This is a genomic window from Microbacterium longlingense (assembly GCF_058349825.2).
The window spans coordinates 157,673-177,967 of sequence record NZ_JBYRJA020000008.1; the positions used below are offsets into that span (position 1 = coordinate 157,673).

The following is a 20,295-nucleotide window of genomic DNA, read 5'->3' on the forward strand; positions in this document are numbered from 1 at the left end:
TGATTACCGCGCCGCGGCGGCGAGCGCGGGCGCGACACGGCGCCGTCCGCGCCGCTCACCGCCGCGTGACGCGCTTGCGCCAGCAGAGACGCGTTTGTATATTCTGGAAAAACGTGTTATCCCCGATCAGCGATCGAGAAGCTCACGACATGATCATCGTCGATCAGAAGGCAGAGATGTGATCGAGCAACGGATTTCTCAGGCCCCGCCGCCGGCGGAGCGGATCACCGGCCTCGGCGCGTTCCGTGATGCCGTGTCGAACTCCTTCGTGCCGCTCGAGGTGTCTGCGAACAGCCCGCACGGATTCGGTGCGCGTATCGGCTCCGCGGATGCCGCGGACGTGGTGTTCACCGAGATCGCCGCCGCACCGCACCTCGTCGAGCGCACCCCGGCGAACATCGGTCGCGGCGGAAGCGGCTACTACAAGGTGAGCCTGCTGCTGGGCGGCAGCTGCATCCTGGTCCAGGACGGTCGTGAGCTCGTGATGCACCCCGGGGACCTGACCATGTACGACACCTCCCGGCCATACTCGCTGCTGTTCGACAAGGACTTCCGGAACCTCATCATGATGTTCCCGAAGGATCGGCTGGATGTGCCGGTCACCCTCACCGAACAGCTCACGGCCGTGTCGCTGACCCACGCCCCGGGGAGCATCGCTCCGCTGCTCTCCTCGTTCCTGTCCCATTTCCCGGCGCAGCTGACACCGCTCAGCGAACCGTTCCGCGACAAACTCGGGCGCACCAGCCTCGGACTGATGGGCACGCTGCTGGCGGGGATCCTGGACGCCGAATCCGGCGAGCGCGATCTGCACCAGGTGCTGCTGCAGAAGATCTACGGCTACATCAACCGGAATCTCGCGTCTGCCGACCTCAGCCCCGGTTCCATCGCCGCAGCCCACTTCATCTCGACCCGCCATCTGCACGCGCTCTTCCGGCAGGCGGGGATGACCGTCTCGACCTGGATCCGGCAGCGGCGTCTGGAGCTGTGCCGGGCCGACCTGACCGATCCCGTCCTCACCCACCTCGCGGTCGCCGCGATCGCCTCCCGGTGGGGTTTCCACGATGCCGCCCACTTCAGCAGGGTGTTCAAAGCGGAGTACGGAGTCACCCCCGGCGAGCTGCGGCGCAGCACGACCGATGGCATCGCCCGCGCGGACGCATGACCCGCTGAGGCCGGTGACGCATCACCCGCTGCCGCCACCCATCGCGCCTTCTTGACTCCCCGTGCATGGCGATTGTCGGCAAGGGTCGACTTCGGCGGCGACGCCTGCCGCCGCACATACAGTGATGGCACTTCTCCCTCACAAGGTGGTGCGTCATGGCGGACACAGGCACGGGCAACCCCGCGGCCGGAGCGCTCCGGCACGGTCGCCGCGGCATCGGTGAGTGGGCCACATACGACGAGTTCGCCGCGGGAATCGACACCTCCCGGTTGCCGAGCGTGCCTCTCGACGGTCGTCGCGTCGAGCTGATCACCGACGACGACGACGGGATCCTGCTGGAGTTCGGGCCGGCGGAGGGGATGTGGAGCGCTTCCGGCGGAATCAGCCAGGCCGGAGCGGTCGACCCTGACGACGCCGTGCAGGTGCGCGGTGACGACGACCCGGCAGCGGTATGGCAGCTCGACACCGGGCTCTCTCTTCTGCTTCCGCGAGTTCCGCATCCCCGTGACCAGCGTGTGGCTGCACGACCTCGGCGCGAACCTCATGACCACCGGCATCTTCCTCGGCCGTGCCGGCGCCGGTGACGCCACGCACGCGACAGCGGGCGGACGGATCCACCCGCTCGGCGCCGTGACCTACCCGGATACGCAGCCGGTCTGACGCACCACCCTCCTGCCCGTCCATCTGAGAGGAACCCCATGAACAAGCGAAATGCCGGCGTCGCGCTGGCGGCCGCCGGAGCACTGCTGCTCACCGGCTGCACCGCCGGGGGCGAAGACGCCCCCATCCAGCTCGGTTCGGTCAACTCGTTGAGCGGCCCCGCCTCGTTCCCCGAGGCATCGGAAGCGGCGATGGCCGTGTTCGAACGGCTCAACGACGAGGGCGGCATCAACGGCCGCCTGATCGAGTACACGGTGCTCGACGACAAGGGCGACCCGGCGGCGGCGACGGCCGCGGCGCGTGAGCTCGTCGGATCGAAGGAGGTCGTCGGCCTCGTCGGCGGCGCCTCCCTCATCGAGTGCGAGATCAACCAGGCGTACTACGGCCAGGAGGATGTGCTGTCGATGCCGGGGATCGGTGTGGACACCGGATGCTTCAACACCCCGCAGATCGCGCCCGTGAACCTCGGCCCGTTCAACGACCTGACGCTGACGCTGCTGAACGGCTCGGAGAACCTGGGGCTCGAGGACATCTGCGTCTTCATCGAGGTGGCCGGCTCGACCGAGGCGCCGTACATGGAGGGCGTCGCGCGCTGGACGGAGGCGACCGGCCAGGAGCCGATGCTCGTCGACAACACCGTCCCCTACGGCGGCTCCGACTACACCCCCTACATCGTGAAGGCGAAGGAGGCCGGCTGCCAGGCCATCGCCGTCAACGCCATCGAGCCGGATGCGATCGGGCAGGTCAAGGCCGCCCAGCAGCAGGGCTGGGAGGATGTGACGTTCCTGTTCCTCACCAGCGTGTACAGCGACAACTTCGCGGCAGCACTCGAATGGACCGGTCAGGGCGTGCACGTGCCCGCGGAGTTCTACCCCTTCACCGATGAGAACGACATCAACGCGGACTGGCGGTCGCTGATGGAGGCCAACGGGATCCCTCTGACGTCCTTCAGCCAGGGCGGGTACCTCGCGGCGATGTTCTACATCGAGGTGCTCCAGGGCATCGACGGCGATGTCACCCGGGCGTCGGTGAACGAGGCCCTGCGCACGATGGACCCGATCGAGAACCCGATGATCGCCCACCCGTATCAGTTCGCGACGATCGCGGCCCAGGACTACGAGCCGGGCGGCTGGCCCGTCACGCTCACCTCCGGCACCGGCGCGTGGGAGACGTCGGCGGACGACTGGCTGATGATGCCGCGGAACTAGGCCAGGCTCGCATCCCCCCGGGGGCGGCGCCGTCCCCGGGGGCTCACCCCCGTTCGCAAGGATTCTCATGACGCACCCCAGAACCCGCTCGCTCCCGCTCCGGAGACGACCATGACCGGCGGCGCCGTGCTCCAGGGCGCGCTGGCCGGCCTCGCCTCCGGCGGGCTCTACGCGGTCCTCGCGGTCACGCTGACCCTGATGTCGAAGCTGGTCAGGGTCGTGAACTTCGCCCAGGCCGCGACCGGCATGTTCGCGGCGTTCACGGCGGTGTGGCTCGCAAGCCAGCTCGGCATGCCGACCGGGCTTGCGACGATCGCCGGTGTGATCATCGGCGCCCTGCTGAGCGCAGCGATCGGCTGGATCGCCGCGCAGTGGCTCTCCGAGGCGTCGGTGACCGTCCGATCGGCGATGACGGCCGCACCCCTGCTCATGCTGATCTCGCTGTCGTTCATCCTCTTCGGAAACAAGCCCCAGCCCTTCTCCCCGCTTCTGCCCGGTGCGGCGTTCTCGGTCACCGGCGTGGTGGTCAGCTGGGTGACGGTGGTGATGGTCGCGCTCGCCGTCGTCGTGGCCGCCGGATGCTCCGTGGTGCTGCGCAAGACCACCATCGGCACCCGGCTCCGCGCCCTCTCCGAACGCCCCACCACCGCTGAGCTCATCGGGATCGCGGCCAAACCGCTGTCGATCGGTGTCTGGGCGGTCACCGGGGCCATCTCCGCGGCGACCATCATGGTGATCGCACCATCGCAGTCCAACGATGCGATCAGCCTCTCGATGCTGATCATCCCGGCGGCGGCCGCTGCCCTGCTCGGCGGATTCCGCCGCCTCGACCTCGCCGTGGCCGGCGGGCTCGCCCTCGGGGTCGTGAGCGGCGTCGTCGCGCAGATCCCGGCGGTGTCGCTGGTGCGCAGCTTCATCCCGTTCCTGTTCATCGTCGTCCTGCTGCTCTGGTCGCAGCGCAAGGAGGTGTGGGATGTCGCCCGCTAAGCACCGGATCCGTCTTCTCCTCCCGGTGGCGATCGCGGTCGCCTCGCTCCCGCTCGGATGGGCCATGAGCGCCGGGCTGTCCGGGTACTACGTCTTCCTGGGCATCAGCGTGATCACGGCCGCGATCGCCGTGATCGGCCTGGGGGTCGTCACCGGATCCGCGGGGATCATCGCGCTCTCCCAGCTCACCTTCGCCGCCATCGGAGCCTGGGTGGTGGCCTGGATGAGCTACCACGATGTGCCGGGCGGCTTCGCTGTCTGGCTGCTCGCCGGGGGGCTGGCCGGGGGGCTGGCCGGCGTGGTGATCGGGCTGCCGGCACTGCGCCTGCGCGGGGTCAATCTCGCGGTGGTCACACTGGGCTTCGCCGCGGCCTTCGACGTGATGCTCGTGCAGATCCAGTTCCCGGGGTCCGTGGAGGGCCGCGCTGTGCTCCGCCCGGTCGGCTTCACGAGCGATCGGGAGTACTTCTTCTTCGCCTTCGTCGTGCTCGTCATCTGCGCCCTCGTCATCTCGCTCGTGCAGCGCAGCCGACTCGGCAGCAGCTGGAAAGCGGTGGCCTTCTCCGAGCGCGGCACGGCCGCGGTCGGGCAGAGCGTCAGCATGGCGAAGCTCTCGGCATTCGCGGTCAGCGCTGCGCTCGGGGGCATCTCCGGCGGGCTCCTGGCCGGTCAGGTCCAGCTCCCCTTCGCCTCCAGCTTCACCCCGCTGCAGTCGCTCGCGCTCTACATCCTCGCTGTCATGAGCGGCGCCTATCTGATCGACATGGCCATCTTCGGCGGGATCATGTGGGTGCTCGTCCCGGAGCTGCTCAAGCGCATGGGGATCCCGCAGGACTGGGGGTTCGTGGTCTTCGGGCTGCTCGGCATCCAGGCGATCACGAGTGGATCGAACCTCGGCGAGGGCATCCGTGCGCTGGCGCGCAGACTCGCCCCGCGCCGGCGCATCCCCCCGGAGGAGCCCGTCGGGGTCGACACGGGTGTGCTCGACGTCTTCGCGGTCCCGGAGGCGCAGATCCCCCTCCCCGACAACGCCCCGCCCGTGCTGGCCGTGCACGGGCTGGGCGTGCGCTTCGGGTCGCTCACCGCCAACGACGACGTGTCCCTCGCCGTCCGACAGCGGTCCATCATGGGGCTGATCGGCCCGAACGGGGCCGGGAAGTCGACCTTCGTCGACGCCGTGAGCGGCTTCCTGCCCCAGCACACCGGACAGGTGCTGCTCGACGGGGCCGACATCAGCCGCCTGTCCCCCGCGGCCCGCGCCCGTCGCGGCATGCGCCGCACCTTCCAGCAGGATCGCGTCCCCCCGCAGCTCACCGTCGAGGCGTATGTGCGTTTCGTCTCGCGGCGCCGCCTCGACCACGAGGAGCTCGCCGATGTCCTGAGCTTCCTGGGGTGCCCGGCGCCGGAGAAGCAACTGAGCACGGTCGACGTCGGCACGCGACGGCTGACGGAGGTGGCGGCCGCTGTGCTGTCGAACCCGCGGGTGCTCATCCTCGACGAGCCCGCCGCCGGGCTCTCCCACGACGAGCACATCGCCTTCGGCGAACGCCTCGCACGCATCCCGTCCCGCTTCGACACCGCGATCGTGATCGTCGAGCACGACCTGGATCTGGTGCGCGCGGTCTGCACGGACCTGACCGTGCTCGACTTCGGCCGGGTGATCGCGCAGGGACAGACCAGCGAGGTTCTCGACGACCCCGCCGTGATCACGGCCTACATGGGAGATGCGGAGATGACGCAATGACCGAGCTGCAGGTGCGGGGTGTGACCGTGAGCCGGGGCGCCGGGCCGGTGGTCTCCGATGTCGACCTCGTGCTCCGGGCGGGAGAGGTGCTCGCGCTCGTCGGGCCGAACGGTGCGGGCAAGACCAGTCTGCTCGAAGCCGTCTCCGGGGTCCTGCCGCCCTCCGCCGGTGAGATCACGCTCGCCGGCGAGCCGATCCGCACGTGGAGCAGGGTCAAGCGGGCCCGGCGGGGCATCGCCCACATCGAGCAGGGCCGGGCGATCTTCCCGTCGCTGACGGTGCGGGAGAACATCTCCCTCACGGCGCGGTCGGCGGCGGTCTTCGCCGACGTCCTCTCGTCGTTCCCCGAACTCGAGAAGCGGATCGACTCTCCCGCGGTGCTGCTCTCGGGCGGGGAGCAGCAGATGGTGGTGCTCGCGCGCGCGTTCGCTTCCCGGCCCCGGGTGCTGCTCATCGATGAGATGTCGCTCGGCCTGGCGCCGGTCGTGTTCCTGCGGCTCCTGCCCCTGATCCGCGGCATCGCGGACGCCGGCACGGGTGTGCTGCTGGTCGAGCAGTTCACCCACCTCGCGCTCGGCGTCGCCGATCAGGCGATGGTGATCTCCAGCGGGAGGGTCAGCCATCCGCAGGGCGCTGCCCGGGAGCTCGCGGGCGATCCGGGCCTCCTCCGCTCCGCCTACCTGGGCGGCTGAGCCGGCGCCGCCCCGCGCTGACGTCATCCCGTGCCGACGCCGGCACGGGATGACCGCGCGCGCTGGTCACACAAGCAGTCGCACACAGTCAACCCGCGCGGGCCGTTCTGTTGCGACACTGACGGGGGACGCACGCGCGATCAGCAGAAGGAGCAGAGTCGATGGCGACGAAGAACCCCGATCTCATCCTCACCGGCGGGGTGGTGTATACGGTGAATCCGGCCCAGCCGTTCGCGGAGGCGGTGGCCGTCACGGACGGACGCCTCAGCTTCGTGGGTTCGAGCGAGGACGCCGTCGCCCTCGCCGGTCCCGCCACCGCCGTGCGGGACCTCGACGGGGCCTTCCTCATGCCCGGCCTCGCGGACGTGCACAACCATTTCTTCCTCGCGGGCAAGGAGGAGCTCTTCGAGCTGCGCGTACCGATCGGGGCGACGCTGGACGGCATCATCGATGCCGTCCGCACCCACGCCGCAGGGCTCGACCCTGACGCCTGGGTGGTGGGCGGCCCCTGGGCGAGCGATCGGATGAACGACCTCAACACCGCTGACGCGCTCGCCCGGCTCGACGCCGCCGCCGGCGGCCGTCCGGTCATGCTGTCAGACGACTCGCACCACAACCGCTGGGTGAGCACGGCGGCCCTCCAGCTCGCCGGGGTCACGGCCGGTCAGCCCGGCGTGCTGCTCGGCGACGACGGGAGGCCGACCGGGCTGCTGCTCGAAGCGGCGGGAATCCCCGTCGCCCGCGCGCAGCAGGCGGCGGCGGGTCTCTCGCCGGAGCAGGAGCGCGCGGCCGCACGGCGGGGGGTGGAGATCCTGAACTCCTACGGCGTGACGGCCTTTCAGGACGCCGGTGTCTCCACGCACATCATGGCGGCACTGCGCTCCTTGGACGACGCCGACGAGCTCGATGCCTGGGTGGTCTCGTCGATGCTCATCAACGACGACATCTTCGGCTTCGCCGCCATCGGAGCGGACCTCGTCTTCGACGGCGAGCAGTACCGGACGCCGCACCACCGGCCAGACTTCGTGAAGATCTTCCTGGACGGTGTTCCGCCGACCCGCACCGGAGCCTTCCTCGAACCGTATCTGCCCGACGACCTGCACGGGCACGACCACCGGGGCGAGACGCTGCTGGACCCGGCGACCCTGGTCGACTGGCTGCGGCGGGTTGCCCGTGTCGGGCTCTCCGCCAAGATCCACTGCACCGGCGACGCCTCCGTGCACGCGGTCTTGAACGCCGTCGAACAGATCCGCGCGGAGGGCTTCACCGAGCCGCGATATCACATCGCCCACGGTCAGTTCGTGCACCCGGACGACATCGGGCGTTTCGCCCCGCTCGGGGTCGCGGCAGACATCTGCCCGTTCATCTGGTGGCCGGGCCCGATCGTGGAGGCCATCCGCGAGGTCCTCCCCCGCGACCGCGCCGACAAGATGCAGCCGAACCGTGCGCTGCTCGACGCCGGGGCGATCGTGGCCGGCGGCTCCGACTGGCCGGTCGCGGCCTCTCCCAACGCGTGGGAGGCGATCCACGGTCTGGTGACACGCGCCGACCCCCGCGGCGTGTATCCGGGGACGCTGTGGCCGGAGCAGGCGATCAGCCTCGAGGAGTCCATTGCCGCTTTCACGATCGGCGCCGTGCGCGCGATGGGCCTGGCGGACGAGACCGGAACCATCGAGGTCGGCAAGTCCGCCGACCTCGTGCTTCTCGATCGCAATCCGTTCCGGCAGCCCGCGGACCGCCTGGTCCAGACCCGGGTGGACGAGACCTGGTTCGCCGGGCGGAGGGTGTTCGCACGCGGCTGACCATCGAGTCCTGATACCCCGGCGGAGACCGGAGGAGAACGTGTCCCTGCTCACCGTGCCCTCCCCTGAGCCGCTCGAGGCGGATGTTCAGAACGACGCCACCGGCGGCGCTGTCGTCATCCCGCACGCTGCGGACGAATTCCCCCTCGACCACTCCCCACGCCCTGACGGAGCCGGCTGCCGCGCCGACGCAACGACAGCCGGCTCGTCCCGGGCGCCTCAGCGCTCGGCGGCGAGCACGAACCGCGCGCCCAGCTCACCGATCAGCACGGCGGGTGCGTTGGTGTTGCCCGTGGTCACCCGCGGCATGATCGAGGCATCGATCACGCGCAGGCCGTCGACGCCGTGCACAGCAAGACGGGGCGAGACCACGGCGAGGTCGTCGACGCCCATCCGGCAGGTGCCCACCTGATGGTGATAGGTCGCCAGAGTCTCCCGCACGTACTCCCCGAGGTCATCGCCATCGCCGACGCCTGGTCCGGGGTAGACCTCTGTCGCTCCCCATCCGCCGTCCTCCGGGGCGGCGGCGAGCGCCGGCTGGCGACCGATGCTGCGGCACTGCCGGACCGAGGCCACCAGGGACGCGAGGTCGTGCGGTGCGCTGAGGGCCTGCGGGTCGAGCAGCAGCCGGTCATCGGGGTCCGGCCCGGAGAGGCGGATCTCGCCCCGCGATTCCGGCGTGACCAGCCCCGCCATGAGCGAGAAGCCGTTCTCCCCGCGCGGTTCGAGGAAGTCGCCGTACATCGGCACCGAGAACAGGATCGGCTGAGTGTCGGGGCGGTCCAGCTCCGCCCTGCTCTTCCAGAACAGGTGGGTCTGGGTCACCGAGATGCCCGCCTGCGGAGGGTCGACCGGGCGCGCGGTGGTGAAGATCACCGGTGCGAGGTAATGGTCGTGCAGGTTCTTGCCGACACCGGGAAGATCGACGCGCGGCTCGATTCCGGCCTCGCGCAGCTCGTCCGCCGGGCCGATCCCGCTGCGCAGGAGCACCCGCGGTGAGTCGATCGCCCCGGCCGCGAGGATCACCTCGTCGGCGAACAGCTCGCGGACCTCGCCGTCCTGCTCACAGCGCACTCCGATCACGCGCGGGCGATCGGCCCCCTCCGCGAAGATGAGCTCGTGCACCCGGCAGCGGGCCTCGACGCGAACCCGGTCGATGACCGGACGCACATACGCCATGTACGTGGTCAGGCGGGTCCCGTCGCGCACGGTGACCTGCTGCTGGGAGACACCTTCGACGGAGGCGCCGTTGTAGTCCCGGTTCTGCGTGAGCCCCTGCTGCACCGCGGCGTCGACGATCGACCGCTGAATGGGCGTCAGCGCATAGTCGTCCGTCACATCGAGCGGTCCGTCGTGCCCGCGCCACTCCGGATCGCCTGCACCGGTGTAGTTCTCGATCTCGCGGTAGACGGGAAGCACGTCTTCCCAGGACCAGCCGTCATTGCCGAGAGCCGCCCAGTGGTCGAAGTCCTGCGGTACGCCGCGCACCCAGATCATGGCGTTCAACGCGTGCGAGCCGCCGAGCACCTTGCCGCGCGGCCAATGCAGGCGGTGGCCGTGGGCGCCGGCTTGCGGCTCCGTGACGTAGTCCCAGTCCTCTGCGGCGTGCCACAGCTCCGCCATCCGGCTCGGATCGTGGATCGCCGGGTTCGTGTCCGCTCCGCCCGCTTCCAGCAGGGTGACGCGCACGCCGGCGTCGGCGAGCCGGCGGGCAACGACAGAACCGGCGGATCCTGCTCCGACGACGATGGCGCTCTCGGGTGCGGTGGGCTGATCCGGCATCAGGACTCCTCTCGGCGTGCGGCCTGCGTCACCGCACGTCCCGCTCAGCATCGCAGTCCGCCTTCCGCCGAGCCAGCATGGCCGCCGACCCGTTCCCTGGGCGTCAAGTCACGTGCAGGGAGCATCAAGCGCCGCCCCTGCGCAGCCGGTTCCCGGCAGCGCCTCCGACGGGCGCGGTGTGCGACGTCGTCGCCCGGCAGCGAGCCCGCGGGCAGCGTCGGTGCCGCCGCACAGAGCGTTCGCGCTCAGACAATCACGGTGCCGCCGGAGGCAACGCCGCCCGCCGCCCCGCGGCATATGCTCAGGTCACCCCGCCGACCGACGATGGAGTTCCTCGTGGACACATATGACAGCCTGCTCGCCGCGATCACGGTCGGAGAGGGCGCCGGCCGCGATGTCTACGACCCCGCCACCGGGGAGCTCATCGGCCGCGTCCCGGTGCAGAGCACGGCGGAGGTCGACGCCGCCATCGCCCGCGCGAAAGCCGCGCAACCCGCGTGGGCCGCCCTCAGCGATGCCGAGCGCGTGGACTATCTGGGCCGGGTGGCCGACGCCATCGAGGCCAACGCCGAGCCGCTGGCCGAGCTGCTCTCGCGCGAGCAGGGCAAGCCGCTCAACGGCCCCAACGCGCGGTTCGAAGTCGGCGGCTGCGTCGCCTGGACGCGCGTGCCCGCCACCACCCCGCTCCCCGTCGACATCGTGCTCGACGACGATGACGCGTACGTCGAGATGCACTACCGGCCGCTCGGGGTCGTGGGCGCGATCACCCCGTGGAACTGGCCGATGATGATCGCGATCTGGCAGATCATCCCCGCACTGCGCATGGGCAACACCGTCGTGCAGAAGCCATCCGAATACACCACGCTCTCCGGTCTCGCCCTGCATCACATCATCAGCACCGTGCTGCCAGACGGCGTGCTGAACACCGTGGTGGGCGACGGTGACCTGGGCGCGCACCTGGTGGCGAGCGACGACATCGCCAAGATCATGTTCACCGGATCCACCCGCACCGGGAAGAGGATCATCGCGTCCAGCGCCGGCAACATCAAGCGCCTCACGCTCGAGCTGGGCGGGAACGACGCCGGGATCGTGCTCGACGACGCAGACCCGCGATCGATCGCCGAGGATCTGTTCTGGGGGGCCTTCATCAACACCGGTCAGACCTGTGCCGCCCTGAAACGCCTGTACGTGCCGGACGCGATCTACGACGACCTCATCGAGGCGTTGAGCGAGGTCGCCCGGAACACGCCGATGGGCATCGGCCGGGACGAGAGGAACCTGCTCGGCCCGCTGCAGAACGAGATGCAGTTCCGCATCGTCGACGGCCTCGTCGAGGCCGCGAAGGCATCCGGAGCACGGATCGTGCTGGGCGGCGATCCGGACTACGACGCACCGGGGAACTTCTATCCGACCACCCTCGTCGCCGACATCGATCCGGCGCACCCGCTGGTGGTCGAGGAGCAGTTCGGACCTGCCCTGCCGATCATCCGCTACACCGACCTCGACGAGGCCATCGAGCTCGCCAACGGACTCGCCGTGGGTCTCGGCGGCTCGGTGTGGTCGAGCGACCGCGATCGAGCCAGGGCCGTCGCGGCGCGCATCCAGGCCGGCACCGTCTGGATCAACGCCCACGGCACCATCAACCCCTTCGTCCCCTTCGGCGGGGCAAAGCAGTCCGGATACGGGCAGGAGTTCGGCGTCGAGGGGCTGAAGGCCGTCTCCCAGCCGCAGGTCATCCACGAGACCAGATGACGCCGCCCGGCGCTCCGCACGGAGAAGGCCGGTGTGTTCTCCGGAGATACGCACAGGGCCCGCCGTCGTGAGACGGCGGGCCCTGTGACGGGATGCAGCGAGATTACTCCGCCTTCTCCTCGGCGGCCTCCTCGGCCGGAGCCTCGACGGTCTCCTCTGCCGAAGCCTCGACGGTCTCCTCGGCGGGGGTCTCGACGACCTCCTCCGCAGCCGTCTCCTCGACGACCTCGGCGGGCTCCGCGACCGGAGCCTCGTCGACGACCGGAGCCGCAGCGGGCTTGGCGGCCTTGACCTTCGGCGACACGGGCTCGAGGACGAGCTCGATCACAGCCATCGGGGCGTTGTCGCCCTTGCGGTTGCCGACCTTGGTGATGCGGGTGTAGCCGCCAGGACGGTCGGCCACCAGCGGCGCGATCTCGGCGAACAGGATGTGCGTCGCCTCCTTGTTGCGCAGGATCGCCAGGACACGGCGGCGCGCGTGCAGGTCGCCCCGCTTGGCGAACGTGATCAGACGCTCGGCCAGCGGACGCAGGCGCTTGGCCTTGGTCTCGGTGGTCTTGATCGACTTGTGCTCGAAGAGCGCCGCGGCGAGGTTCGCGAGAAGAAGGCGCTCGTGAGCGGGGCCGCCTCCGAGGCGGGGACCCTTAGTGGGCTTAGGCATTGTTGTCTAACTCCTGTGGAGAGAATCGGGGATCAGAAAGACTCGTCTTCGGAAGAGCCGTAGAAGTGGGCGCCGTCGAAACCGGGCACCGAGTCCTTCAGCGACAGGCCGAGGGACACGAGCTTGTCGCGCACCTCGTCCACCGACTTCTGACCGAAATTGCGGATGTTCATGAGCTGCGTCTCGGAGAGCGCCACCAGCTCGGAGACCGAGTTGATGCCCTCGCGCTTGAGGCAGTTGTACGAGCGCACCGAGAGGTCGAGGTCCTCGATGGGCATGGAGAGCTCGTTCGAGAGCACGGCCTCGACCGGCGCGGGGCCGATCTCGATGCCCTCGGCCTCGACGTTGAGCTCACGGGCGAGGCCGAACAGCTCGGTGAGGGTGCGGCCGGCGGAGGCCACCGCATCCCGCGGGAGGATGGAGGGCTTCGTCTCGACGTCCAGGACGAGCTTGTCGAAGTCGGTGCGCTCCCCGGCACGGGTCGCGTCGACGCGGTAGCTGACCTTCAGAACCGGCGAGTAGATCGAGTCGACCGGGATCTGACCGGCCTCGGCGTACTCGTTGCGGTTCTGGGCGGCCGAGACATAGCCACGGCCACGCTCGATGGTGAGCTCGAGCTCGAACTTCGCCGAGTCGTTCAGGGTCGCGATCACGAGGTCGGGGTTGTGCACCTCGACACCGGCCGGCGCAGAGATGTCAGCGGCGGTGACCTCACCGGCACCCGTCTTGCGCAGGTAGGCGGTGATCGGCTCGTCACGCTCGCTGGAGACCACGAGCTGCTTGATGTTCAGGATGATCTCGGTGACGTCTTCCTTGACACCGGGGATCGTGCTGAACTCGTGCAAAACGCCGTCGATGCGGATGCTGGTGACGGCAGCCCCCGGGATCGAGGAGAGAAGGCTACGACGAAGCGCGTTACCGATGGTGTACCCGAAACCGGGCTCCAGCGGCTCGATGACGAACCGGCTGCGATTCTCGGCGATCTTCTCCTCGGAGAGGGTGGGACGCTGTGCGATGAGCACTGGTTGTTCCTTTCGATCACGTGCCCGCTATATGACACGTGGGGGATGAGAGGTCATGTGGAGGTCGGCGGCGCCTGGGGCCAGAAGCGCAGGGGCGCCGAAGAGCGGGGATGCCGAGGCATCCCCGCTCCGGTGCTCAGACGCGGCGGCGCTTGGGCGGACGGCAGCCGTTGTGGGCCTGCGGCGTCACGTCCTGGATGGAGCCGACCTCGAGGCCGGCCGCCTGCAGCGAGCGGATCGCGGTCTCGCGACCCGAGCCAGGGCCCTTCACGAAGACATCGACCTTCTTGACACCGTGCTCCTGCGCCTGACGGGCGGCCGACTCGGCGGCGAGGCCAGCGGCGAACGGGGTCGACTTGCGCGAGCCCTTGAAGCCCACGCCACCCGACGACGCCCAGCTGATGACAGCGCCGGACGGGTCGGTGATCGAGACGATGGTGTTGTTGAACGTCGACTTGATGTGGGCCTGGCCCAGCGCGATGTTCTTCTTTTCCTTGCGACGCGGCTTGCGCGCGGCGGACTTGGGTGCAGCCATGAAAGTTCTCTCCTAATCCCTGGCCGCTTAGCGGGCCTTCTTCTTGCCGGCGACGGTGCGCTTCGGGCCCTTGCGGGTGCGGGCGTTGGTCTTGGTGCGCTGACCGCGGACCGGCAGGCCACGGCGGTGACGGAGACCCTCGTAGGAGCCGATCTCGACCTTGCGGCGGATGTCGGCGGCGACCTCACGGCGGAGGTCACCCTCCACCTTGTAGGTTCCCTCGATGTGGTCGCGGAGAGCGACGAGCTGGTCGTCGGTGAGGTCCTTCACGCGGATCGACTCGTCGATACCGGTGGCAGCGAGAATCTCGTGCGAACGGGTACGACCGATGCCGTAGATGTAGGTGAGTGCGATCACCACGCGCTTGTCGCGCGGGATGTCGACGCCGGCAAGACGTGCCATGCGGTGCTCCTGTGGTGTTGTGGAGGTGTGGAGCAGGATCGGTGCCCGGGCCTCCGCCCCGAGGTGTCAGCCGCGCCGGTCCCGAAAGTGCTCGGGCGGCCGCGGCGTCTGATCCTGCCGTTCTATGTGTTGAGTTTTCTCGGTTGCCCGCCTCGGGGACGGGCCTGCAGGATCAGCCCTGGCGCTGCTTGTGGCGCGGGTTGCTCTTGCAGATCACCATGACGCGGCCGTGGCGGCGGATCACCTTGCAGTGGTCGCAGATCGGCTTGACGCTCGGGTTGACCTTCATCGCGGACTCCTGTTCGCTGTCTTCGTGCATCCCCGCAGCCCCGAACGTGCCGGGGCAGGGGCTGCCGTTACTTCTCGACCGGTCTAGCGGTAGCGATAGACGATGCGGCCGCGGGTGAGGTCGTAGGGGCTGAGCTCCACGACCACGCGGTCCTCCGGAATGATGCGGATGTAGTTCTGTCGCATCTTCCCGGAGATCGTTGCGAGCACCTTGTGTCCGTTGGTGAGCTCGACGCGGAACATCGCGTTCGGCAGCGCCTCGGACACTGTGCCCTCGATCTCGATGACACCGTCTTTCTTAGCCATAGCCTCGCTGACGCTTGAGCAGACCCGGTCGGTCTGCGGTGGATGGGGTGGTGGTGCGGCGACACGCCAGCAAAGGCGCAAGGCACCAAAGATTCAGTGTACGTGATATCCGCGGTCTCACGCAAACGGGGTTGCCCGCGCCCGCGGGCCCCGTCCTCAGCCCTGGCTGGTCGCCAGCGCCTGGGTGAAGTCGGTCAGACGACCCTCGAAGTCGGCCAGCTGCACGTAGTCCTCGTCCCACACGACCGTCGGGGTGCCCCGGCTGCCGGTCTGCGGGTTCTCCGGGAGGTTCTGCGTGGTGAACTGCACGAGCTGCTCGTAGGTGCGATCGGTGATGCAGTCCGCTGCACCCTCGGCGCCGTTGTTCGCGGCGATCTCGATGATCTGCTCGTCGCTGAGGCCGCCGCTGCGCTGGTTCTGGAACATCTCCAGCATGAACGGAATCGTGGCCTCGCTGTTCTCCTCCGCAACGCAGTAGAGGGAGTTCGCCGCGCGGGTCGAGAACTGGGTCTCCGTGGCCCTGTCCATGATGGACACCGGGAGGACCTCGTAGCGCAGGTCGCCGTCCGCGGCGAGACCGGCGAGGTCCTTGCCGAAGGCGCCCTCGAACTCCGCGCAGTGCGGGCACATGAAGTCGAGGTAGACCTGCATGGTCGAATCGGCGTCGGGGTCGCCCATCACGATCGCACCGGTCTCCTGCTCGACGGTGATGCTGTCGGGGATCGCGCCGGGTGCGGTCGCCTGCCGGTTCATCGTGACGACGAGGACGGCGACGCCCACCAGGACGACGACGACGATGGCCGAGATCCAGATGGCGAACCAGTTGGTCGAGCTCTTCGCCTGTGCAGCCATGGCGTGTTCGTTCCCTTGCATCCGGCGCGTTTCTGCGCGTGCTGTGCCCCGCGGGTTGCAGGGCGTCCGTCCAGGACGGACGACTCCCCCATTCTCCCCGCCCAAGTCTGTGACCCGGATGGGAACCCCGCCGTCCCCCGCGCGCTCCGCACCCGCCCTCTCGCTCCCCGCCCGCCCTCTCGCTCCGCAACGCGCCCGCCCTCTCGCTCCGCAACGCGCCCGCACTCTCGCTCCGCACCCGCCCTCTTCTCCGCAATGCGCACATACGCGTGCGCGCCCCGGGCCGCTGCGCGGCCTGCCGAGTCACCAGGATATTCAGGCCGCTGGCCTGAATATCCTGGTGACTCGGCAGGCGCGGCCACAGCGTCGTAGACCGGCGCGTTCTCCCCGGTTCGCAGGTTTCGGGTCCGAAACCGCGAACGCTCCGATCACGCTCGGATCATGGATGCCCGCACCGCCCGCTCCCGAGTCCGCACGCGCACGGAGCTCATCGCTCGCGGCGCGACGACATGGAGCATCGAACGGGACGTGCGGGCGGGCACCTTGCGCCGCATCACGCACGGGTTCTACGTGTCCGCCGCGGAATGGGACCAGCTGCACGTCGCCGACCGGCATCTCCTGCATGTCGTCACGGCGTTCGCTCGGCTGCGAAGCGGGAACGCTGTCGCCTCGCACGTGTCGGCCGCCGTCCTGCACGGACTCCCGCTGGTGCGGACGCGCCCCGATCGCGTCCATGTGCGTGGCACGCCGATGAACGGTCAGGTCAGACGTTCTCAGCCCGAGATCGCACGGCACCGCATCCCCGTGCCGACGCACGAGATCATCGAGATCGACGGCATCCGAGCGACGTCCTTGGCGGTCACCGTCGCAGACGTGCTGCGCGCCACGCCCCGCGAAACCGCCTTCGTCGTCCTCTGCTCGGCGCTTCGCACGCTCGCGTACGACTCCGCAACGCGCCGGTACGACGAGGCGACGGCGCGGTCCTTCTGCACCGAGATCCGGCGGCGGATGCCCGCCGGCAGCCGCGGCGTCCGTCAGGCGCGCGCGCTGCTCGCGCTGGCCGACGGCCGGAGCGAGTCGCCCGGGGAGTCGATCAGTCTGCTGTACTTCCGTGATCTCGGCTACGACGACGTGCGGATACAGGTCCCCGTTCCGGCGCAGAACGGCGGAACCTACGTCGCGGACTTCCTGCTGCCGGGCGCGCAGGCCTGGGGAGAGTTCGACGGAGAGCTCAAGTACACGGATCCGACGATCCTCCGAGGCCGCACGGCAGGCCAGGTCCTCGCGGATCAACGCGACCGGGAGGACTGGATCGTACGCACGACGCTGCTGCGCATCATCCGGTGGACCTGGGCGGATCTGGCAGATCTGGAGAGCTTCCGTCTGATGCTCCGACGCAACGGCATCGGACCGGCTTCCGTCCGCCGCGACGCTGTGGCGCACCGGGCTCGCTGAATCCCGGCGTGCGCGATCCGCGCGCGCCGTATCCGACATCGCACCGCACGGAGCGCTGCGTGCTCTGCCGAGTCACCAGGGTTTTCGGGTGCGCGGTCGCAGCCGGCCACCCGAAAACGCTGGTGACTCGGCACGCCGAAGGCGCGGGCTACGGGATGGGGACGGGGGTGACGCCGAAGGGGGCCAGGCCAGCAGCACCGCCGTCGGGGGCCGTCAGCACCCAGATACCGTCCGCGTGACGTGCCACGCTGTGCTCCCAGTGGCAGCCGTCGCTGCCGTCGGTCGTCGCCACCGTCCAGTCGTCGTCGAGCACCCGGGTCTCCTCGGTGCCCGCGGTCACCATCGGCTCGATCGCGAGCACCAGCCCCGGCCGCACTTCGGGACCCAGGTCGGACGTGCGGTAGTTGAACACCGACGGGTCCTCGTGCATCTTGCGTCCGATGCCGTGCCCGATGTACTCGCGAAGAATGCCGTACGGCTTGCCGGATACCGCTGAGACGCCCTGGTCCAGCACATACTCCTCGATCGCAGCACCGATATCACCGACGCGCGATGCGTTCGCCATCGCGGCGATACCCGCCCACAGCGAACCCTGCGTCACCCGCGAGAGCTCCTCCCGGCGAGCGACGAGATCCGGCCGCGCGGGGTCGGGAACGACGACGGTGAACGCGCTGTCGCCGTTCCAGCCCTCGAACTGTGCGCCACCGTCGATCGACACGATGTCCCCCGGCTCCAGCACCCGGCCCCCGGGGATACCGTGCACGACCTCGTCGTTGACGGAGATGCACAGCGAGTGCCGGTAGCCGCGCACCATCTGGAAGTTCGACTCCGCGCCGCGCTCGCGGATCACACGATCGGCCGCGGCATCCAGCTGGAGGGTGGTCACCCCTGGTGCGATGAGCGCCCGCGCGGCGCCGAGCGCTGCGGCCGTGATGAGCCCGGGTTCCTGCATGAGACGCAACTGCGCCGGGGTCTTGTAGATCGAGCGGCGAAGCGGAAGACGGCGCGACATCAGGCGCGTGCGATGCCGCGCGCCTCGAGGGCGGCGAAGATGCGCTCGGTGATCTCATCGAGAGAGCCGACGCCGTCGATGCGGTCGACGATGCCGCGCGAGCCGTAGACGTCGAGGATCGGGGCGGTCTCGTTCTCGTAGATCGCGAGACGCTTCTCGATCACCTCTTCGGTGTCGTCCGAGCGGCCCTGCTCCTGTGCCCGCAGCAGCAACCGGGAGATGCTCTCCTCACGGGGCACGTCCAGCAGGATGACGGCGTCCAGGCCGCCGTCGCCGAGGAAGCCGTCGAGGTGCTCCACCTGGGCGGCGTTGCGCGGGTAGCCGTCGAGCAGGAACCCCTCGGCGGCGTCGTCCTGGGCCAGGCGGTCGCGCACGATCTCGCTGGTCAGCTCGTCTGGCACCAGGTTGCCGGCGTCGAGGATGGCCGTGACCTGCTGGCCGAGTTCGGTGCCCTCTTTGATGTTGGCCCGGAAGATGTCGCCGGTGGAGACGACGGGAATGCCGTATGCCTCGCCGATACGCACCCCCTGGGTACCCTTGCCCGACCCCTGGGGGCCGACGATCAACAGGCGGGCGGAACGGGTACCGGTCATCGGAGGAGCCCTTCGTAGTGGCGCTGCTGCAGCTGCGCGTCGATCTGCTTGACGGTCTCCAGACCCACACCGACGATGATGAGGATCGAAGCGCCGCCGAACGGGAAGTTCTGGTTGGCGCCGATGGTCGCCAGCGCCACGAGCGGGATCAGTGCGATCAGACCCAGGTAGATCGACCCGGGGAACGTGATGCGGGTGAGCACGTACTCGAGGTACTCGGCCGTGGGGCGACCGGCACGGATGCCGGGGATGAACCCGCCGTACTTCTTCATGTTGTCGGCGACCTCGACCGGGTTGAACGTGATCGAGACGTAGAAGTAGGTGAACCCGATGATCAGCAGGAAGTAGATCAGCATGTACAGCGGGTGGTCGCCGCTGGTGAGGTACTGCGAGATCCACTGCACCCAGGCGGGCGGCACGGAGCCGTCCTGCGGCGTGCTGAACTGCGCGACCAGCATCGGGATGTACAGCAGCGACGAGGCGAAGATCACCGGGATCACACCCGCCATGTTCACCTTGATCGGGATGTAGGTGTTCGTGCCGCCGAAGGTGCGACGGCCCACCATCCGCTTGGCGTACTGCACGGGGATCCGGCGTTGCGACTGCTCGACGAATACGACGAGGCCCATCACCACGATGCCGACCACCAGCACCAGGAGGAACACCTCGAAGCCGTTGGTGAGGAAGATCGCGCCCATTGCGGCCGGGAAGCCTGCGGCGATGGAGGTGAAGATCAGCAGCGACATGCCGTTGCCGATGCCGCGCTCGGTGACGAGCTCGGCGAACCACATGATGAGGCCGGTGCCGGCGGTCATCGTGATGATCATGAGCAGCTGCGCCCACCACACGTCGTTGGTGAGGAGCTGGTTGCACGCGGGCACACCGCTGGTGCCGAAGAGCTGTCCGGTGCGGGCGACGGTGACGACCGTCGTGGACTGCAGCAGGGCGAGCGCGATGGTGAGGTACCGGGTGTACTGGGTGAGCCTCGCCTGCCCCGCCTGGCCCTCCTTGTGAAGCGCCTCGAAGTGCGGGATCACCACACGCAGCAGCTGGGTGATGATGGTCGCGGTGATGTACGGCATCACGCCCAGGGCGAAGATCGACAGCTGCAGGAGCGCACCGCCGGAGAACAGGTTGACCAGGCCCAGCAGACCGTCGGTCGTGCTGCTGCCCTCAATGCAGACCATCACGTTCGGGAAGTTCACGAACGGGGCCGGCACATGCGCACCGAGGCGATACAGGGCGATGATCGCCAGAGTGAAGCCGATCTTGCGTCGCAGGTCCGGCGTGCGCACGATTCGCGCAATGGCGCTAAACAAAGGCTGTCCTCCCGGGAGAAACGGCACGCCTCAGAGGGGGCGGCCAAAGTACAGCGTAACG

21 protein-coding genes are annotated in these 20,295 nt (G+C 69.0%); 10 read left to right on the plus strand and 11 right to left on the minus strand.

Annotation, left to right across the window (positions count from 1 at the left end):
• Positions 1-178 precede the first annotated feature (178 nt).
• The 8 genes from AC3RXY_RS12730 to AC3RXY_RS12765 all read left to right on the plus strand — a co-directional run bounded on the left by AC3RXY_RS12730 (position 179) and on the right by AC3RXY_RS12765 (position 8,255).
• Positions 179-1,162 (plus strand): AraC-like ligand-binding domain-containing protein, encoded by a 984-nt coding sequence (locus AC3RXY_RS12730; RefSeq protein ID WP_491511302.1) that lies wholly within the window; start codon positions 179-181, stop codon positions 1,160-1,162.
• Between the two features lie 155 nt (positions 1,163-1,317).
• Positions 1,318-1,746, plus strand: coding sequence for a hypothetical protein (locus tag AC3RXY_RS12735; RefSeq protein ID WP_491511347.1), 429 nt, complete (start codon positions 1,318-1,320; stop codon positions 1,744-1,746).
• Positions 1,676-1,822: a hypothetical protein gene (locus tag AC3RXY_RS12740; RefSeq protein WP_491511345.1), complete on the plus strand. Its 147-nt coding sequence runs from the start codon at positions 1,676-1,678 to the stop codon at positions 1,820-1,822. Before AC3RXY_RS12735 ends, AC3RXY_RS12740 begins: the two co-directional genes overlap by 71 nt.
• Positions 1,823-1,860: 38 nt before the next feature.
• A complete protein-coding gene (locus tag AC3RXY_RS12745) occupies positions 1,861-3,030 on the plus strand; it encodes an ABC transporter substrate-binding protein (protein ID WP_491511303.1) in 1,170 nt (389 codons plus the stop codon).
• Positions 3,031-3,141: 111 nt separating this feature from the next.
• Complete coding sequence (locus AC3RXY_RS12750) at positions 3,142-4,017, plus strand: branched-chain amino acid ABC transporter permease (protein ID WP_491511304.1); 876 nt, start codon at positions 3,142-3,144, stop codon at positions 4,015-4,017.
• On the plus strand, positions 4,004-5,761 hold the full coding sequence (locus AC3RXY_RS12755; RefSeq protein ID WP_491511305.1) for a branched-chain amino acid ABC transporter ATP-binding protein/permease: 1,758 nt from the start codon (positions 4,004-4,006) through the stop codon (positions 5,759-5,761). The genes AC3RXY_RS12750 and AC3RXY_RS12755 overlap by 14 nt, the downstream gene beginning before the upstream one ends.
• Entirely contained in the window at positions 5,758-6,453 is a 696-nt protein-coding gene (locus AC3RXY_RS12760; RefSeq protein WP_491511306.1) for an ABC transporter ATP-binding protein, read from the plus strand. The genes AC3RXY_RS12755 and AC3RXY_RS12760 overlap by 4 nt, the downstream gene beginning before the upstream one ends.
• Positions 6,454-6,614: 161 nt before the next feature.
• On the plus strand, positions 6,615-8,255 hold the full coding sequence (locus AC3RXY_RS12765; protein ID WP_491511307.1) for an amidohydrolase: 1,641 nt from the start codon (positions 6,615-6,617) through the stop codon (positions 8,253-8,255).
• A 219-nt stretch (positions 8,256-8,474) separates the two neighbouring features.
• Here the strand turns inward: AC3RXY_RS12765 and AC3RXY_RS12770 are convergent, their stop codons facing one another.
• A complete protein-coding gene (locus AC3RXY_RS12770) occupies positions 8,475-10,037 on the minus strand; it encodes a GMC family oxidoreductase (RefSeq protein ID WP_491511308.1) in 1,563 nt (520 codons plus the stop codon).
• Between the two features lie 336 nt (positions 10,038-10,373).
• Between AC3RXY_RS12770 and AC3RXY_RS12775 the strand changes: the two genes are divergently transcribed.
• A complete protein-coding gene (locus AC3RXY_RS12775; RefSeq protein WP_491511309.1) occupies positions 10,374-11,789 on the plus strand; it encodes an aldehyde dehydrogenase family protein in 1,416 nt (471 codons plus the stop codon).
• Between the two features lie 103 nt (positions 11,790-11,892).
• Here AC3RXY_RS12775 and rplQ read toward each other — a convergent pair whose 3' ends face one another.
• The 7 genes from rplQ to AC3RXY_RS12810 form a co-directional block, all read right to left on the minus strand.
• A complete protein-coding gene (gene rplQ, locus AC3RXY_RS12780) occupies positions 11,893-12,450 on the minus strand; it encodes a 50S ribosomal protein L17 (protein ID WP_491511310.1) in 558 nt (185 codons plus the stop codon).
• 32 nt (positions 12,451-12,482) lie between these two features.
• Positions 12,483-13,472, minus strand: a complete 990-nt coding sequence (locus AC3RXY_RS12785) for a DNA-directed RNA polymerase subunit alpha (RefSeq protein ID WP_491511311.1) — start codon at positions 13,470-13,472, stop codon at positions 12,483-12,485.
• Positions 13,473-13,608: 136 nt separating this feature from the next.
• Entirely contained in the window at positions 13,609-14,007 is a 399-nt protein-coding gene (gene rpsK / locus AC3RXY_RS12790; protein ID WP_491511312.1) for a 30S ribosomal protein S11, read from the minus strand.
• A 27-nt stretch (positions 14,008-14,034) separates the two neighbouring features.
• The gene (rpsM, locus tag AC3RXY_RS12795; RefSeq protein ID WP_491511313.1) at positions 14,035-14,409 is read right to left on the minus strand and encodes a 30S ribosomal protein S13; all 375 of its coding nucleotides are present in this window, start codon (positions 14,407-14,409) and stop codon (positions 14,035-14,037) included.
• A gap of 172 nt (positions 14,410-14,581) precedes the next feature.
• Positions 14,582-14,698: a 50S ribosomal protein L36 gene (gene rpmJ / locus AC3RXY_RS12800; protein ID WP_005050492.1), complete on the minus strand. Its 117-nt coding sequence runs from the start codon at positions 14,696-14,698 to the stop codon at positions 14,582-14,584.
• Between the two features lie 83 nt (positions 14,699-14,781).
• The gene (gene infA, locus AC3RXY_RS12805) at positions 14,782-15,003 is read right to left on the minus strand and encodes a translation initiation factor IF-1 (protein ID WP_013583992.1); all 222 of its coding nucleotides are present in this window, start codon (positions 15,001-15,003) and stop codon (positions 14,782-14,784) included.
• A 156-nt stretch (positions 15,004-15,159) separates the two neighbouring features.
• Positions 15,160-15,855, minus strand: a complete 696-nt coding sequence (locus AC3RXY_RS12810) for a DsbA family protein (protein ID WP_491511314.1) — start codon at positions 15,853-15,855, stop codon at positions 15,160-15,162.
• A gap of 441 nt (positions 15,856-16,296) precedes the next feature.
• On the opposite strand from AC3RXY_RS12810, the gene AC3RXY_RS12815 reads away from it, so the two are divergent.
• Positions 16,297-17,310 carry a hypothetical protein gene (locus tag AC3RXY_RS12815; RefSeq protein ID WP_491511315.1) on the plus strand — a complete coding sequence of 338 codons (1,014 nt, stop codon included), beginning with the start codon at positions 16,297-16,299 and terminating at the stop codon, positions 17,308-17,310.
• Positions 17,311-17,458: 148 nt separating this feature from the next.
• Here AC3RXY_RS12815 and map read toward each other — a convergent pair whose 3' ends face one another.
• From map to secY, 3 genes are read right to left on the minus strand one after another with little or no spacing between them, the layout of a single operon-like run.
• The gene (gene map, locus AC3RXY_RS12820) at positions 17,459-18,322 is read right to left on the minus strand and encodes a type I methionyl aminopeptidase (protein ID WP_491511316.1); all 864 of its coding nucleotides are present in this window, start codon (positions 18,320-18,322) and stop codon (positions 17,459-17,461) included.
• The gene (locus AC3RXY_RS12825) at positions 18,322-18,915 is read right to left on the minus strand and encodes an adenylate kinase (protein WP_491511317.1); all 594 of its coding nucleotides are present in this window, start codon (positions 18,913-18,915) and stop codon (positions 18,322-18,324) included. The genes map and AC3RXY_RS12825 overlap by 1 nt, the downstream gene beginning before the upstream one ends.
• On the minus strand, positions 18,912-20,234 hold the full coding sequence (gene secY / locus AC3RXY_RS12830) for a preprotein translocase subunit SecY (protein WP_491511318.1): 1,323 nt from the start codon (positions 20,232-20,234) through the stop codon (positions 18,912-18,914). The genes AC3RXY_RS12825 and secY overlap by 4 nt, the downstream gene beginning before the upstream one ends.
• Positions 20,235-20,295 lie beyond the last annotated feature (61 nt).

Bases quoted from the DNA above. Each gene is read 5' to 3' on its own strand.
- AC3RXY_RS12735 (WP_491511347.1), top strand. From the start codon at position 1,318: ATGGCGGACACAGGCACGGGCAACCCCGCGGCCGGAGCGCTCCGGCAC.
- AC3RXY_RS12745 (WP_491511303.1), top strand. From the start codon at position 1,861: ATGAACAAGCGAAATGCCGGCGTCGCGCTGGCGGCCGCCGGAGCACTG.
- AC3RXY_RS12750 (WP_491511304.1), top strand. From the start codon at position 3,142: ATGACCGGCGGCGCCGTGCTCCAGGGCGCGCTGGCCGGCCTCGCCTCC.
- AC3RXY_RS12755 (WP_491511305.1), top strand. From the start codon at position 4,004: ATGTCGCCCGCTAAGCACCGGATCCGTCTTCTCCTCCCGGTGGCGATC.
- AC3RXY_RS12760 (WP_491511306.1), top strand. From the start codon at position 5,758: ATGACCGAGCTGCAGGTGCGGGGTGTGACCGTGAGCCGGGGCGCCGGG.
- AC3RXY_RS12765 (WP_491511307.1), top strand. From the start codon at position 6,615: ATGGCGACGAAGAACCCCGATCTCATCCTCACCGGCGGGGTGGTGTAT.
- AC3RXY_RS12770 (WP_491511308.1), bottom strand. From the start codon at position 10,037: ATGCCGGATCAGCCCACCGCACCCGAGAGCGCCATCGTCGTCGGAGCA.
- rplQ (WP_491511310.1), bottom strand. From the start codon at position 12,450: ATGCCTAAGCCCACTAAGGGTCCCCGCCTCGGAGGCGGCCCCGCTCAC.
- rpsK (WP_491511312.1), bottom strand. From the start codon at position 14,007: ATGGCTGCACCCAAGTCCGCCGCGCGCAAGCCGCGTCGCAAGGAAAAG.
- rpsM (WP_491511313.1), bottom strand. From the start codon at position 14,409: ATGGCACGTCTTGCCGGCGTCGACATCCCGCGCGACAAGCGCGTGGTG.
- rpmJ (WP_005050492.1), bottom strand. From the start codon at position 14,698: ATGAAGGTCAACCCGAGCGTCAAGCCGATCTGCGACCACTGCAAGGTG.
- infA (WP_013583992.1), bottom strand. From the start codon at position 15,003: ATGGCTAAGAAAGACGGTGTCATCGAGATCGAGGGCACAGTGTCCGAG.
- AC3RXY_RS12810 (WP_491511314.1), bottom strand. From the start codon at position 15,855: ATGGCTGCACAGGCGAAGAGCTCGACCAACTGGTTCGCCATCTGGATC.
- AC3RXY_RS12815 (WP_491511315.1), top strand. From the start codon at position 16,297: ATGGATGCCCGCACCGCCCGCTCCCGAGTCCGCACGCGCACGGAGCTC.
- map (WP_491511316.1), bottom strand. From the start codon at position 18,322: ATGTCGCGCCGTCTTCCGCTTCGCCGCTCGATCTACAAGACCCCGGCG.
- AC3RXY_RS12825 (WP_491511317.1), bottom strand. From the start codon at position 18,915: ATGACCGGTACCCGTTCCGCCCGCCTGTTGATCGTCGGCCCCCAGGGG.